The sequence below is a fragment of the Senegalia massiliensis genome (genome assembly GCF_900626135.1).
Classification (GTDB): domain Bacteria; phylum Bacillota; class Clostridia; order Tissierellales; family SIT17; genus Anaeromonas; species Anaeromonas massiliensis.
Window position 1 is genome coordinate 633057 of record NZ_LR130786.1, and the last position, 15239, is coordinate 648295.

Below are 15239 nucleotides of genomic sequence, written 5' to 3' on the forward strand. Positions count from 1 at the left end.
TATAATCACATCCTTTTTTGTTATGAATTTTTACTTAAATATCTTTTTAAGAACTTTAAAAATATCAAATGAGGTTTTATTATATACCTTATTATATGCATATTTTTTAGGATTTCTTAACCAGCCGTATCCTTTAGGCATTTTAAGTCCTGAACGATGTACTATTTGTCTTTTTATACTAGTTTTTGCAGCTATTCTTTTCTTTAAACTAGGTTTTCTCATTCCAAATTTCATTATATTTCACCTTCCTATATTAAAACTCTATATACTAAATATTATTCTATAAAAATTATATAAATCCTTTTAAAAATAAAAAAAGGCTAGCAATATTAATATTACTAGCCCTTATTTTTTCTAATTACTCTTTACTAAATGTTAACTCTTCATTTTCATCTAAATCCACTAGGATATTATCACTTTTTTCTAAATCACCTTTTAGTATTTCTTCTGAAAGTTTATCTTCTATTTTCTTTCTTATGGTTCTTTCAAGTGGTCTTGCACCAAATTGAGGATCAAATCCTTCTTTGCCTATATATTCTTTTGCCTTATCTGTTAGTTTAATGTCTATATCCAACTTTTTAAGTCGTTTTTCTAAGTCTCTTACCATAAGCTCTACTATCTCATTTATATGAGTTTGATTTAATGAGTGGAATACTATTACTTCATCTATTCTATTTAAGAACTCTGGTCTAAAACTTCTTCTTAATTCATCCATAACATTATCACGCATTTTTTCATATTCTGCTTTTTCTTCATCTTGTGGTGCTGCAAATCCAAGTGTCTTTTGTTTTTTAATAGTAGATGCACCTACATTTGATGTCATAATAACAACTGTATTTTTAAAGTCTACTGTTCTTCCTTTTGAATCAGTAAGTCTACCATCATCTAATAATTGAAGAAGTATATTAAATACATCTGGATGTGCTTTTTCAATTTCATCAAATAATATTACTGAATATGGTTTTCTTCTTACTTTTTCAGTTAATTGACCACCTTCATCATAACCTACATATCCTGGTGGTGAACCTACAAGACGTGATACAGAATGTTTTTCCATGTATTCTGACATATCTATTCTAATCATTGCATCTTCTTCACCAAATAGTGCCTCTGCAAGTGCTCTAGATAACTCAGTTTTACCTACTCCTGTTGGTCCTAAAAATATAAATGAACCTATTGGCTTATCTGGATCTTTAAGTCCTACTCTTGCTCTTCTTACAGCACTTGCAACTGCTTTTACAGCTTGATCTTGACCTATTACCCTTTCATGAAGTAATCCTTCCAAGTTTAATAGCCTTTCTGATTCTTCAACTGTCATTTTCTTTACAGGAACTCCAGTCCATGAAGATACTATGTGAGCTATTTCCTCATATCCAACTTCATTAGCCTTTGATCTCTTATCTTTTTGCCATTCATTTCTTTCTTGTTCTAACTCTTCTTTTAGTTTCTTTTCTTCATCACGTAATTGTGCTGCTTTTTCATAGTTTTGAGTATTTACTGCTTCTTCTTTTTCTTGTGATAATTCTTCTAATCTTGATTCAATATCTTTAAGTTCTGGAGGTGCTGTTATTGTCTGAATTCTTACACGTGAAGCTGCTTCATCAATTAAATCTATAGCTTTATCTGGTAGATGTCTATCAGTAATATATCTTTCAGATAATTCTGCTGCAGCTTTTAAAGCTTCATCTGTGATTTTCACCCTATGATGTGCTTCATATCTATCTCTTAATCCTTCAAGTATTTTAACTGTATCTTTTATTGATGGAGCTTCTACCTGTATTGGTTGGAACCTTCTCTCAAGTGCAGCATCTTTTTCTATATGCTTTTTATATTCATCTAAAGTTGTAGCACCTATTGCTTGAAGTTCACCTCTTGCAAGTGCTGGCTTTAATATATTAGATGCATCAATTGCACCTTCTGCTGCACCTGCACCTATTATGGTATGCATTTCATCAATGAAAAGTATTACATCTCCTGCATTTCTTATCTCTTCCATTATTTTTTTAAGTCTATCTTCAAATTCACCTCTATACTTTGCTCCAGCTACCATTGAAGCTAAATCTAAAGTAACTACTCTTTTGTCTTTTAATATTTCTGGAATTTTACCTTCATTAATTTCTTGTGCAAGACCTTCTGCAACTGCTGTTTTTCCTACTCCTGGTTCCCCTATTAACACAGGATTATTTTTTGTTCTCCTGCTTAACACTTGAACTACTCTCTCAATTTCTTTTTGTCTTCCTATAACTGGATCTAATTTACCTTCATTGGCATACTCTGTTAAATCTCTTCCGTATTTATCTAATGTAGGTGTTTTTGTATTACTTCTATTACCTCCTGTGGTATTCATTCCAGAAGATCCACTACTAGAATTTGTGCTACCAAGCATCTTTATAATTTCATTTCTTAGCATATTTAAATCAATACCCATAGCTTTTAATAGATTAGGAGCTACACCTTCTCCTTCTTTTATAAGTCCAAGCAATATATGTTCTGTTCCTACATAATTCTGACCAATATTTCTTGCTTCCATAAAACTTAGTTCAAATACCTTTTTAGTTCTAGGAGTAAAGCCTAAGACTTCTGTAGCTTCTTTTCCTTTTCCAAGTCTCTTTTCTATTTCTGCCTTTATTTTATCAGTAGTTGCTCCTAATTTGTTTAATACTTGTGCTGCAATTCCTTCTCCTTCTTTTGATACTCCTAATAGTAAATGTTCTGTTCCTACATAATTATGATTTAAAGATTTTGCTTCTTCTTGTGACAATATAATTGCCTTTTGTGCTCTTTCTGAAAATCTTCCAAACATTGCCATTATTTAATTGCCTCCTTTTCTAACGATTCTCTTACAATTTTTGCTCTTAATATATCTCTGTCATTTGCATCTAAATCTTTATCTGCGCTATTTAAAATATGTGCAGGCTGTATTTTTATCATAAGTTTATTTATTATTACTCTATCAATATTATCTATTATGTTCATTTCTATACCTAATTTTACATCAGATAATAAACTCATCGCTTCATCAGTAGATAATATTCTTGCATTTTTTAATGTGCCAAGTGATCTACACACTTTATCTTCCATTCTGATTTTATTATTAGTATAAATAGTATTTCTTGCATTTCGTTCATTTTTAACAAGTTGATTTACTATGTTTTTTAATTTTTGAATTATATCCTCTTCAGACTCACCTATTGTAGTTTGATTAGATATTTGAAATAAATTCCCCATTGCATTGCTACCTTCTCCATATACACCTCTGACAGTAAGACCAATTTGGTTTACTGCTTGAATTATTCCATTTATTTGATTTGTTATAACAAGTGAAGGTAGATGCAACATCACTGATGCTCTCATGCCAGTACCTATATTAGTAGGACATGAAGTTAAATAGCCTATCTTTTCATCAAATGCATATTTAATTTTACTTTCTAAAATATCATCAATTCTATTAGATTCACTAAAGCATTTTTCTAACTCAAATCCTGGATACAAAACTTGCATTCTTATATGATCTTCTTCATTTATCATAATTGTAGATTTTTCATCTTCACTCAGTAAGAAACCACCAATCTGACTATGCTCAAGTAATCCAGGAGATATCAAATGGTCTTCCACATATTTTCTACTTTCAACTATATTTAAATTTTTCATATCATAATATCTATAATTTTTACCTATTTCATTATTTTCTGTTACAGCTTTTTTTATTTGCTCTTTTATGTTATCAGAATCATCTTTATTTATCTTTTGAGGAAATTTTATATTTTCTATATTTCTTGCAAGTCTTATTCTACTACTTACAACTATATCTTGATCGCAACCATCACAATCTAACCATTTCATTTAAATCACCTCTTACTCTTTTATATCTTCTCTAAGATCTCTTATTTCATCTCTCAATTCTGCAGCTTTTTCAAACTCTTCATTTTCTATAGCCTGATTTAATTTTTCAGTTAATTTTTTTATATCATTTTTAATTTTTATACCTTTACCTGCTCTATTTGGTATTTTTCCTCTATGAGTATCATGTCCATGAATTCTTTTAAATAAAGGGTTTAAATTATCATTAAATGTTTCATAGCATTTACTACATCCTAACTTTCCTGTTTGTTTAAATTTATTATAAGTCATACCACAATTTTCACACTTCTTAGGTTCCATATAATCAAATCCAACATTTTTATCAAATCCACTATCAATCAATCCTGCAAGTAACTGATTAATTGAAAATGGTGATGACATCTGTTTATTATGAGCACATTCATCACATAAATGCATTTCTTTCTTATTTCCATTTATTATTTCTTTGTAATGAACTGTTGCTTGATTTTCTCCACATCTATCACAAATCATTTTTTCACTCCTCACTTAATAATGAAATTAGCATATATTTAAATATTTTTGCTCTTAATTCATTTTTATATTCCATTACAAAAGATAATGCACTATTACTTATAGCATTTTTCATGATTAAGGACTCTCTATTTGTTATAAACTCTTTTTCTTTAAGATTATCTATAATATTATATGCTTTTTGAGTTGTAATACTATTACCTATACTATTTATTAATAACTTTCTAATATCTTTTTCTTCCTTTATATTAACCCTTATTATTTTTATATACCCGCCTCCACCTCTTTTACTCTCAATATAATATCCCTTCTCTGGAGTAAATCTAGTAGCTAAAACATAATTTATCTGAGATGGAGCACAGTTAAAATGTTCTGCTAATTCATTTCTTTGAATTTCTAAAATATCTTTTTCAGTATTTGTCATCATCGAAACTATAAATCTTTCTATAATATCACTAATTCGTGCCATAGTTATCCCACCAAATTCACTTTAATTTTACTTTGACTTTGTTTGACCTTTGTTTTCATTATACAATATCTTATGTATTATTCAACCCTAATAATAAATAAGAATTCTAGTTTAAAATAAATTATACCCAATTTATTTTATAATATATATGAATTCCTCAAATTTTCTTGTGTTTTCTATTATATTCTTTAAATAATAAAGCTCGCCAATTGGCGAGCTTTATTATGCTTCTTTACTTTTATATTCTTCAACTATTTTTTCACTTATATTTGATGGAACTTCTTCATATCTTGAAAATTCCATTAAAAACGTTCCTCGAGCTTGAGTCATAGACTTTAAATCTATAGTATATTTAAACATTTCAGCAGCAGGAGCTTCTGCTATTACTAATTGAGTTCCATCTTCTCTAGGCTCCATACCTAATATTCTTCCACGTCTTTTATTCATATCACCCATTATATCACCCATATACTCATCTGGTATGATTATTTCTACTCTCATAATAGGTTCTAAAAGTACTGGACCTGCTTTTTCTATTCCCTTTTTAAATGCCAATGAAGCAGCTATTTTAAAGGCCATTTCATTTGAATCTACAGGATGATATGAACCATCTAATAGTGTTGATTTTATATTCACTACAGGATACCCTGCAAGTGGACCTTTTAAAACTGATTCTCTAAGCCCCTTCTCTACAGCTGGTATATATTGTCTTGGTACTGCTCCACCAAATATTTCTTCTTCAAATATAAATTCTTCTGTTGAGGGTTCAAATTTTATTATAACATCTCCATATTGTCCTGCTCCACCAGATTGTTTTTTATGCTTACCTTGAACATTTGAAGTTCCTTTTATGGTTTCTCTATATGCAATTTTAGGATCCGATAATTCAATAGTAACTCCAAAATCATTTTTTAATTTATTTTTAATTACTTCTAATTGTGTATTTCCTTGTCCTCCAATTAAAAGTTCTTTAGTTTCATTATTTCTTTCTACACTAAAGGTCTTATCTTCTTCTAGTAATTTTTGAAGAGCTTGACCTATCTTTTCTTCGTCATTTTTATTTACTGGTCTAGCAGCCATAAACAATGTTGGTTTTGGAAAGTAAACATTTTCATAAATAATAGGATTTTCTTTATTACATATTGTATCACCAGTATGTGTATTGTTTAATTTTGAAACTGCTCCAATATCTCCAGCATGAACTTCATTTACTTCTATTTGCTCTTTACCTCTTAACATAAATATATTTCCTATTTTTTCTATTTCTTCAGTGTTTGAATTATATACTTCATCATCTTTTTTCAATACTCCACTTCTTACTTGAAATAGTGAAATTTTTCCTAAATATGGATCTGCAATAGTTTTAAATACTATAGCTGAAAATGGTTCTTCATCTTCTATATTTCTTTCTTCTTCTTTTTTATTCTTTGGATTTATTCCACTTGGTTTTTCTAAATCAGTTGGAGAAGGAAGATAATCCCACATCATATTTAAAAGTGTTTCTGTACCAACATTTAATGTAGCAGACCCTATAAGAACTGGTATAAGTTTACCTTCAATAACTCCTTTACGTAAACCAGTGTGTATTTCTTCTTCTGTAAATTCTTCACCTTCAAAATATTTTTCTAGTAACTCATCATCACTTTCTGCTACTGATTCAATGAGCATTTCTCTATAATCTCCCATTTTAACTTCTTTTTCTGGCCAAATTTCTGCATCTTCACATATTTTTTTATCTTTATTATAAATTCTTGCCTTCATATCAACTATATTCACGAAACCTTTAAATTCATTTTCTTTTCCTATGGGAATGTGAAATGGTATAATTGCTTTACCAAATTTTTCTCTTAATTGATTTACTAATTTATCATAGTTAATATTTTCTTTATCCATTTTATTTATATATAAAATAGTTGGAGTATTTGTTTTTCTAGTGAGTTTCCAAGCTTTTTCACAACCTACCTCTATTCCTGAACTAGCATCTAATACAATTACGGCTCCTTTTGATACTCTAAGAGCTGAATGAACTTCACCTATAAAATCAAAATATCCTGGAGTATCCAATACATTATATTTATGACTCTTCCATTCTAATGGTATAACAGAAGTGTAAATAGAAACTTCTCTTGATTTTTCTTCTTTATCAAAGTCTGATATTGTATTTCTATCTTCTACTCTACCTTTTCTCTTAATTGCTCCTGTAGTCATTAACATTGATTCAACTAAAGTTGTCTTACCACTACTATGGTGTCCTAAAAAAGCTATGTTTCTAATCTTATCAGCATTATAATTATACATACACTTTCCCCCTCAACTAGAGTTTATTATTCTGACTATTTATAATATTCTACATAAATTTGAAATCTCCTTCTTTATATTATTAAATTTAAAATTTATATAGAACTTTTAAGGTTAAATCATAGGATATATACCCCTTCGTTAGAATTTTAAAAATATTTTAACAAATCTTTTCTAGCTAGTGTGATATAATTAAATTAAAATTGTATTTCTATTAACAACTAGGGGGGCTATTAAATGATAAAATTTAGAGATGAAATTAAAGATTTAAAAGCTTATACGCCAGGCAAGCCTATAGAAGATGTAAAAAAAGAATATGGATTAACAGAAGTTATAAAGCTTGCATCCAATGAAAACCCTATGGGTACTTCAGAAAAAGTAAAAGAAAAATTAATCAAATCTATTGATAATTTAGCAATTTATCCTGATGGAAATACAACTATATTAAAGGATGAGCTTGCTAAAAAATTAGATTTAAAACCCGAACAGATACTTCCAAGTAGTGGGTCTGATGAAATGGTAGATATGATATCAAAAACCTTTATAAATAAAGGTGATGAAGTTATAATGGCAGATATAACTTTCCCAAGATATATTTCTACAGCCATTATGATGGGTGGAATTCCTAAAATAGTTCCGCTTAAAGATTGGACTTATGATTTAAATGGTATGATAAATGCCATAACAAAAAATACAAAATTAATTTGGCTCTGTAACCCAAATAATCCTACAGGTACTATGTTCAGTGAAAAAGAATTGTTGAACTTTCTAAAAAAAGTTCCTGAAAATATAATAGTAGTTTATGATGAAGCTTACAGAGAATATGTAACAAGAGATGATTATCCAAAAGATAATTTAAAGCTTTTAAAGAAATATTCTAATCTAATCATAATGAGAACCTTTTCTAAAATGTATGGTCTTGCTGCTTTAAGAGTAGGTTATACCATGGCAAATGAAAAAATAATTAAAAACATAAACAAAATTAGAGGACCTTTTAATGTAAATTCACTTGCACAAATTGCAGCAGTTGAAGCATTAAAAGATAATGAATTTGTAGAAAGTTGCTATAGAATAAATAAAGAAGGTAAAGAGTACTTATATAATGAATTTGACAAATTAAACTTAAAATATGCCCCTTCTGAAACTAATCATATCTTTGTTAATGTTAATAGAGTTTCAGAGGAAATATTTATAGAACTTCAAAAAAGAGGTGTCATAATAAGACCTATAACAGGAACATGGATAAGAGTTACCATAGGAACAAAGGAACAGAATAAAAAATTTATAACTTTACTTAAAGAAGTTTTAGCGAATTAAAAAATACCCCTAGGGGTATTTTTTAATTCGCTGATTCATTAGCTATATTTGGTTTTGATGTAAGTTTATTTCCATTGTAATTATTTTCACCATTGAATACAGTTTCATCAAATTCTCCTTCTTTTTTTGCTACTATAAGTGTACATACTGCATCACCAGTTATATTTACTGCAGTTCTAGTCATATCCAATAATCTATCTATTCCCATTATTAGTCCTATTCCTTCTACAGGTATATTAACTGCTTGAAGAACCATAGAAAGCATTATAAGACCTACTCCAGGAACTCCAGCTGTACCAATTGATGCTAAAGTAGCTGTAAATATTACAGTTAATATTTGAGCAAAAGTTAAATCAATATCATATACTTGTGCTATAAATATAGTTGCAACTCCTTGCATTATAGCAGTCCCATCCATGTTTATCGTTGCACCAAGTGGTAATGTAAATGCAGATATATTTTTTGATACTCCTAAGTTTTCTTCAGAAACATCTAATGTTACAGGTAAACTACCACTACTAGTAGCTGTAGAAAATGCTACTGATATTGCTGGGAAGAAATTTTTGAAAAATCTCACAGGACTAAGCCCTGTAAATAACTTTAATATTCCTCCATAAGTTAATGCTGCATGTAATAAAAGTACTACGATTACAGTACCAAAGTATTTTGCAAGTGGGAATATAGCAGTAAGTCCCTCATTTGCAAATGTCTTAGCTATAAGACCAAAAACTCCTATAGGAGCAAGTAGCATTATGAAAGATACCATTTTCATCATAAGTTCATTTAATTCACTAAATAACTGCGATACATTTTTTGCCTTTTCTCCAAGGGCGGAAAGTCCAATACCAATTAAAAGCGCAAATACTATGATCTGAAGCATATTAGTATTCACCATTGAAGATACCGGATTTGTAGGTACCATATCTAAGAATACATCTACTATTGGAACTGATTCATTTATTTCTACTTCTTGTGTTACTACTCTTGATAAATCAAGACCACCATCTGTGATACCTGGATTTACAATTGATGCTACAAGTAATGCAATTGATATAGCTATAGCTGTAGTAGTTATATAAAAAAGTACTGTTCTCCCTCCAATTCTACCAAGCTTTTTAATATCTCCAATACTTGATGCGCCATTCACTATTGAAATAAATACAAGTGGTACTACTAACATCTTTATTGCTCTTAAAAATACTTGACCAATAAAATATAAAACTCCATCAACTATTATAGTATCTCTTATCATTCCCGATGGTACAAAATAAAGAATTAATCCAGTTACAAGTCCTAAGAATAAACCTAATAAAATCTTGGATGTTAAACCTAACCCCTTTTTCTCCATACAAAATCCCCTTTCATTATAAATATTAATTATTAGTAACATTTATATTATAATGAATTTTTAAAGCTTTGTCAATTCATTTTTCTAAATTTATTGATAACTTTTAAATAAGCATATTATATTTTGACTTATGACAAAAAAAATTGTATAATATATATTAGTGATAATTATTTTCATTTAGTAAATGTTATCGAATGTATAGATATTATATTAGATTGGAGGTATTCTAATGTTACAAATGAATTTACAACTTTTTGCACATAAAAAAGCTGGTGGTAGTTCAAAAAATGGACGTGATAGTGAATCTAAAAGACTTGGCACTAAAAGAGCAGACGGACAGTTTGTGCTAAGTGGAAATATATTAGTAAGACAAAGAGGCACTAAAATTCATCCAGGCGTAAATGTAAAAAGAGCAAAAGATGATACTTTATTTGCAGTATCAGATGGTATAGTTAAATTTGAAAGACTAGGTAAGAAAAAGAAAAAAGTAAGTGTTTATCCAGAAGTTGTTTAATAAAAAATGGTCAATTTAACCGAAGTTAAATTGACCATTTTTTACTTTCCAGTACTTCCTATTCCACCAATTCTTTTATTTTTGGTGTTGTCATTATCTGTTAAAAGATAATTTATGAATAATCCTTGAGCTACTCTTTCATTTTCATTTATTTCTACTGTTTTTGTAGAAATATTAGTAATGGCAATTCCTATATTTCCATCATTAGATGGATTGGAATAATAGTCTTTATCTATTATTCCAGTACCATTTGCTAATACAAGTCCCTTTTTAATACCTATAGAACTTCTTATATATACTTGTAACACTTCATTATCTAACATATACGCCTTTATATCTGTCCATATTATTTTAGTCTCTTGAGGCTTAATAATAAACTTTTCAGGAGTATATATATCATATCCGGCAGAACCAGTACTAGCTCTTAAGGGAATATTTATTTCTTTTTCTTTATGAACTCTAAATTCATCATCTACTAATTCAAATCCTCTTACCTTCAATTGTATTCCTCCATTATCTTATTGGACATACTCCAGTATCACAACTTTCATCTCCAATATCAAATTCTGTTTGTTCTTTTTCATATTTGCTTAATAATGATGGAACAAATGGTTTCATTTCTGACATTCTTCTATTATATTCTTCTTCATCAATTGCTTCATATGGAAGTAATTCATAGAAATTATCATCTAATGATAAGAAGGATAAAGCTACTACATCATCCCAATTATTCCATACCCATTCTTCAACTTGATTCCATTCATGATCTCTTACATGAACAGTTATTGAACAGTTATGTTCTACATAATTTCCCATAAATAATTTATAATTTTCTAGTTGTTCTATTGCAGATACGTCATACTTAGTTTTTCCCTCAGGAGATTTAACAGGAAACTCTATAACCTTAGTAGTGCATGTATCATAATCTTGACCTACTTCTGGATGAATTGGATATTCTAATTCTTCACATACCTTAACAAGTGGATCATCTGCATTTATTCTTACACGTCTTATATAATATGGAGAGTGTGAGTAATGTACACCACTTGAAACAGTTGGTAATTGACTAAGTGTACCTTCAGGTTTTACTGTTGTAACAAGTAATGGAACATTTTCACCTATATCTTCAGCATATTCTGTTGAAGCTTCTTTAGCTGCATCTTTAAGTTCCCTTAATATTCTTGCTTGTTCATCAAGATCCATATTTGTAGCATTGACCATATCTTGCCATCCAGTTAAGGAACAACCTATAAGCTTATCTCTTTGTTGAACTCTATCCCATTTTGGAAGTTCTAATTCTACACAAGTCATTCTATAACCTGCTCTTGCAGATAACCTTTGAGCTTCTTTTAATCCTTCTACATCAAGATTTCCATTTTCATCTACAAATGAATATACATTAATAGTAGTTAAATTACATAATCCTCTAGAATCAAGTAATATTTCTCCACATGGATTAACTCCATTCATATTTGGTCTTCTCTTTGCACCAGCTACTTCATTTACCCAGCCTGGTTCTCCTGAATATCTCATTTTTTCTAATTGCCAATGTAATCGTTCACGACTTGGTTTTTCCTTATAATATATTGAGTTATTACTCATTTGTCTATGAATTATATCCTTGTCAACTATCCATTGACCATCAATTTGTTTATATAGATTTGTTTTTGCATCTATTGCTTCTTTATCTTCTGGATCTACTAATACTATTTCTGCTGTTCTTCTAACTCCTCCAACAACTACATTTTCTCCAATTATATTAGCTATATCTAAACAATCAATTGGTCTAAGTTTTATCTTTTTCTCTCCAAATATAATTCCTAATTTGTTTATAACTTTATCTATTTTAGAGAACATATTTTTAAGACTTTGATGTCCACTAGCAGTACCACCAAATGTTTTAAGTTTTTCTCCTTGTGGACGTACATTATCATAATTTACTACTATTGTAGTTATATTTCTATACTCATTGCTTGAAATAAGCTTAAAGTAATAATCTAAAGATTGAACCCATCCTTCTTTACTATCTCCTACAATTATTTTTGCAGTATCATTGTGGAAGAATTCAAGACTTGTACTATCTTCTCTTTCATGTTTAGGAATCGGTGTATAATCTTCGTTTATAAGTTCATAATTTGATCTTACTTTTGGTAAAAGCTTTACATCATCTTTTAATACTCTTACTCCTACTCCAGAACCTACCATTAGAAGATAAAATAAATCTCTAAACGATTCAAAGTCCTCTATTACTTGGAATGAACAATTATAATTAGCCATAGGATAATGTTTTGCAACTGGAGTATTACCTACCCAGAATGTTCTACCAGATAGAAATTGTCTCAAATTATATATATTATCATATAATTTTTCTGCTTCTTCTCTTGTAGTAGGTACAAGACTACAATTGTATTCTACAGCACGTCTTACAGTTTCCCACCAGTATTCACGTCTACTTTCTTCTGGAATCCATCTAGAATATGTTCTATAATATATAAATTCTCCTAATTGTTTCATAGGTGATGGTTTATGTTTATATTCACTTATAAAATCATCTGTGAGTAAACGTACCTCTTTTTTCTTTGATGATCTTCTTTTACCCTTTTCAAATCTATATATTATGTACCTTTTTGCTACATCTTTTCTAGGGCTATCCATAAGTTCATGCTCTACCATATCTTGTATATCTTCTACAAATACATTCATATCTTTTTGAAGTATTTTTTCTTCAATACTATCAGTAATTCTTTTACTTAAATCTTCATCTATACCTTTTTTTGTTTCTGCCATAGCATTTTCTATAGCCCTTTTAATTTTATTTGCATTAAAAGGTACTAAAGATTTATCTCTTTTCATTACACTAATCATGACAAGCCTCCTAAATCTTAATATACTATATTTTATCCTCTATATATGAGCAAAAACAAAATATACACAATATTTTGTGTATATTTTTATTTTCCTTACCATATATAGTATTTTATCATGACTTTATATTAATAGCAATACTTATTAATTAAATTAATTTATTCTTTTTCTAAAGCACCTTCTGTATATCTATTTGCAGCATTCCATAGTATCCATTCTTCAAGACCTGCATCATAAGTAGCTTTTATCTGAGCTCTTACCTGCTCAGGACCATATGTTATATAATTAGAACCATATGCACTTTTAAGCCAAGGGGCAGAAAAATCTTGTAGCCATGGTCTTATTTTAGCTCTTTCTTCTTTAGGTATAATTTCTAATCTTTCTACAGCTTGATCCATAGCTTTATTTACTATTTCATAAGGTTTAGTATCAGGATAGTCAACACCATAAAATCCTAATCCATAATGAGATGGATAAACCATAGGACTTAGAATATCAGTATTTGCACCTAACAACTCTAACTGTTGACCTATTGTAGAATCTCCTTTAACTGCTATTATATCTCCAAAAACATCTGCTGATACAACTACTCCCTTATCATGGAGTCTCTCTCTTGCATAATCTAAAAATTCTTTTATAGCATCAGCTTTAGATTTATCTTTTCCTGCTTGTCCATAATCTATATTTCCTCTATCTCCATCAGTGGGAAATCTTACATAGTCAAATTGTATTTCCTTAAATCCCATAAGTGCTGCTTCTTCTGCTAATTGAATTGGATATTCCCACGAATCTTTATTATAGGGATTTAACCATGCATTCCCTTTGTTATCTCTCCAAACTCCTCCTGATTTATTCTTTATAGCTAAATCAGGTCGAGCAGATCCAATAACTTTATCTTTAAAAGTAACTATTCTGGCTATTGGATATACGTCATTATCAATAATTTCTTTCATTCTTTTACTAAAAAAATCTCTATCATTCATTATAACAACTTCATTAGCTCCAGCTTCTATTGCAAGAGGTACATCAGATTTATATGAAAGCATTCCAGCATCATCTTTTACATCAATAACCATTGAATTTATCTCAGTTCTATTAGCTAAATCTAATAATTCATTATATTTAGTTGGATGTCCATATGAATGTCCTGTTACAAATATACCTTTTACTTTTTCATCTTGCTTATATAAACCCCAGTCTGTAGATGGTTGAGATATGTACCCATCTTCATTTACATTAGTAAATTTGTTTTCATCTGCAATAACTTTGTTTGGCATAAATGAGAAATTAAAAGCTGAAAATGATAAGCCCAGAATTAAACCACTTATTACTACCTTTTTTCTTATGTTATTCATATTATTCTCCTTTATACTATATTTAATATTATTTTATTATATCTAATATATCTTGTACTGTATCTAAAATATATTCACCTTTCCTATATTGCCTTTTTGCTACAATAATTTCAGGTTGTGTTCCTTCATTTTCTATCTTCTTTATAACTTTTGGTCTTTCTATAAATCTTCCTAATTCATTAAAATTATTATCATAAATTATAAAAGTAGGTATTTTAGAAAATTCATCTTCATACCCATCTTTTTCTATAATAGATATTTTTATATTTTCATTTAATTTATTAAATATTTGTACAGCTGGAACATTTAATATGCAATCAGGACACCAAAGTTCAGCACAAACTAATATATTTATTTCTCTATCTATATTTTTAATTTGTGAATTTAAATCTTCTCCTAATTCCATATTATTATAAAAATCTAATGTAGCGTCTTTATATTTTGGTTCTGAACTATTTAAAAATTCATCAAAAGATAATCCATTATTAAAAGTCTCAATCGTATTCATATTTACCCCCTAATATTAAGTTTACTCTAAAAAATCAGAGTTATAATATTACTTATAACTCTGATTATATTATATTTACTAAATAAACACAACAAAAAAACCAGCAACGTCCTACTCTCCCAAGGCGTTACCACCTAAGTACCATCAGCGCTGAAGGGCTTAACTTCTGTGTTCGAGATGGGAACAGGTGTGACCCCTTCGCTATCGTCACT

General features: G+C 29.1%; 13 protein-coding genes and 1 rRNA gene. 2 read left to right on the top strand and 12 right to left on the bottom strand.

Going from position 1 to position 15239, the window contains the following annotated elements:
• Positions 1-30 precede the first annotated feature (30 nt).
• The 6 genes from E0D94_RS13120 to fusA all read right to left on the bottom strand — a co-directional run bounded on the left by E0D94_RS13120 (position 31) and on the right by fusA (position 7120).
• Positions 31-234 (bottom strand): hypothetical protein, encoded by a 204-nt coding sequence (locus tag E0D94_RS13120; RefSeq protein WP_130808013.1) that lies wholly within the window; start codon positions 232-234, stop codon positions 31-33.
• 124 nt (positions 235-358) lie between these two features.
• Entirely contained in the window at positions 359-2803 is a 2445-nt protein-coding gene (locus tag E0D94_RS13125) for an ATP-dependent Clp protease ATP-binding subunit (protein ID WP_207289826.1), read from the bottom strand.
• A gap of 5 nt (positions 2804-2808) precedes the next feature.
• Positions 2809-3843, bottom strand: coding sequence for a protein arginine kinase (locus E0D94_RS13130; protein ID WP_130808015.1), 1035 nt, complete (start codon positions 3841-3843; stop codon positions 2809-2811).
• A 12-nt stretch (positions 3844-3855) separates the two neighbouring features.
• Positions 3856-4353 carry a UvrB/UvrC motif-containing protein gene (locus tag E0D94_RS13135; RefSeq protein WP_130808016.1) on the bottom strand — a complete coding sequence of 166 codons (498 nt, stop codon included), beginning with the start codon at positions 4351-4353 and terminating at the stop codon, positions 3856-3858.
• 4 nt (positions 4354-4357) lie between these two features.
• Positions 4358-4822, bottom strand: coding sequence for a CtsR family transcriptional regulator (locus E0D94_RS13140; RefSeq protein ID WP_130808017.1), 465 nt, complete (start codon positions 4820-4822; stop codon positions 4358-4360).
• Between the two features lie 222 nt (positions 4823-5044).
• Positions 5045-7120, bottom strand: a complete 2076-nt coding sequence (gene fusA / locus E0D94_RS13145) for an elongation factor G (RefSeq protein ID WP_130808018.1) — start codon at positions 7118-7120, stop codon at positions 5045-5047.
• 237 nt (positions 7121-7357) lie between these two features.
• On the opposite strand from fusA, the gene hisC reads away from it, so the two are divergent.
• Positions 7358-8437: a histidinol-phosphate transaminase gene (gene hisC / locus E0D94_RS13150; protein ID WP_130808019.1), complete on the top strand. Its 1080-nt coding sequence runs from the start codon at positions 7358-7360 to the stop codon at positions 8435-8437.
• 22 nt (positions 8438-8459) lie between these two features.
• Here the strand turns inward: hisC and E0D94_RS13155 are convergent, their stop codons facing one another.
• Entirely contained in the window at positions 8460-9785 is a 1326-nt protein-coding gene (locus E0D94_RS13155; protein WP_130808020.1) for a dicarboxylate/amino acid:cation symporter, read from the bottom strand.
• A 229-nt stretch (positions 9786-10014) separates the two neighbouring features.
• Here E0D94_RS13155 and rpmA point away from each other — a divergent pair, with 229 nt between their 5' ends.
• On the top strand, positions 10015-10299 hold the full coding sequence (gene rpmA / locus E0D94_RS13160; protein ID WP_130808021.1) for a 50S ribosomal protein L27: 285 nt from the start codon (positions 10015-10017) through the stop codon (positions 10297-10299).
• A gap of 41 nt (positions 10300-10340) precedes the next feature.
• Here the strand turns inward: rpmA and E0D94_RS13165 are convergent, their stop codons facing one another.
• The 5 genes from E0D94_RS13165 to rrf form a co-directional block, all read right to left on the bottom strand.
• Positions 10341-10799: a dCTP deaminase/dUTPase family protein gene (locus tag E0D94_RS13165; protein WP_242620549.1), complete on the bottom strand. Its 459-nt coding sequence runs from the start codon at positions 10797-10799 to the stop codon at positions 10341-10343.
• A 13-nt stretch (positions 10800-10812) separates the two neighbouring features.
• On the bottom strand, positions 10813-13164 hold the full coding sequence (gene nrdJ, locus E0D94_RS13170; protein WP_130808023.1) for a ribonucleoside-triphosphate reductase, adenosylcobalamin-dependent: 2352 nt from the start codon (positions 13162-13164) through the stop codon (positions 10813-10815).
• 158 nt (positions 13165-13322) lie between these two features.
• Positions 13323-14519 carry a putative glycoside hydrolase gene (locus E0D94_RS13175; RefSeq protein ID WP_130808024.1) on the bottom strand — a complete coding sequence of 399 codons (1197 nt, stop codon included), beginning with the start codon at positions 14517-14519 and terminating at the stop codon, positions 13323-13325.
• 28 nt (positions 14520-14547) lie between these two features.
• On the bottom strand, positions 14548-15027 hold the full coding sequence (locus tag E0D94_RS13180) for a thioredoxin family protein (protein WP_130808025.1): 480 nt from the start codon (positions 15025-15027) through the stop codon (positions 14548-14550).
• A gap of 98 nt (positions 15028-15125) precedes the next feature.
• A 5S ribosomal RNA gene (rrf, locus tag E0D94_RS13185) occupies positions 15126-15239 on the bottom strand.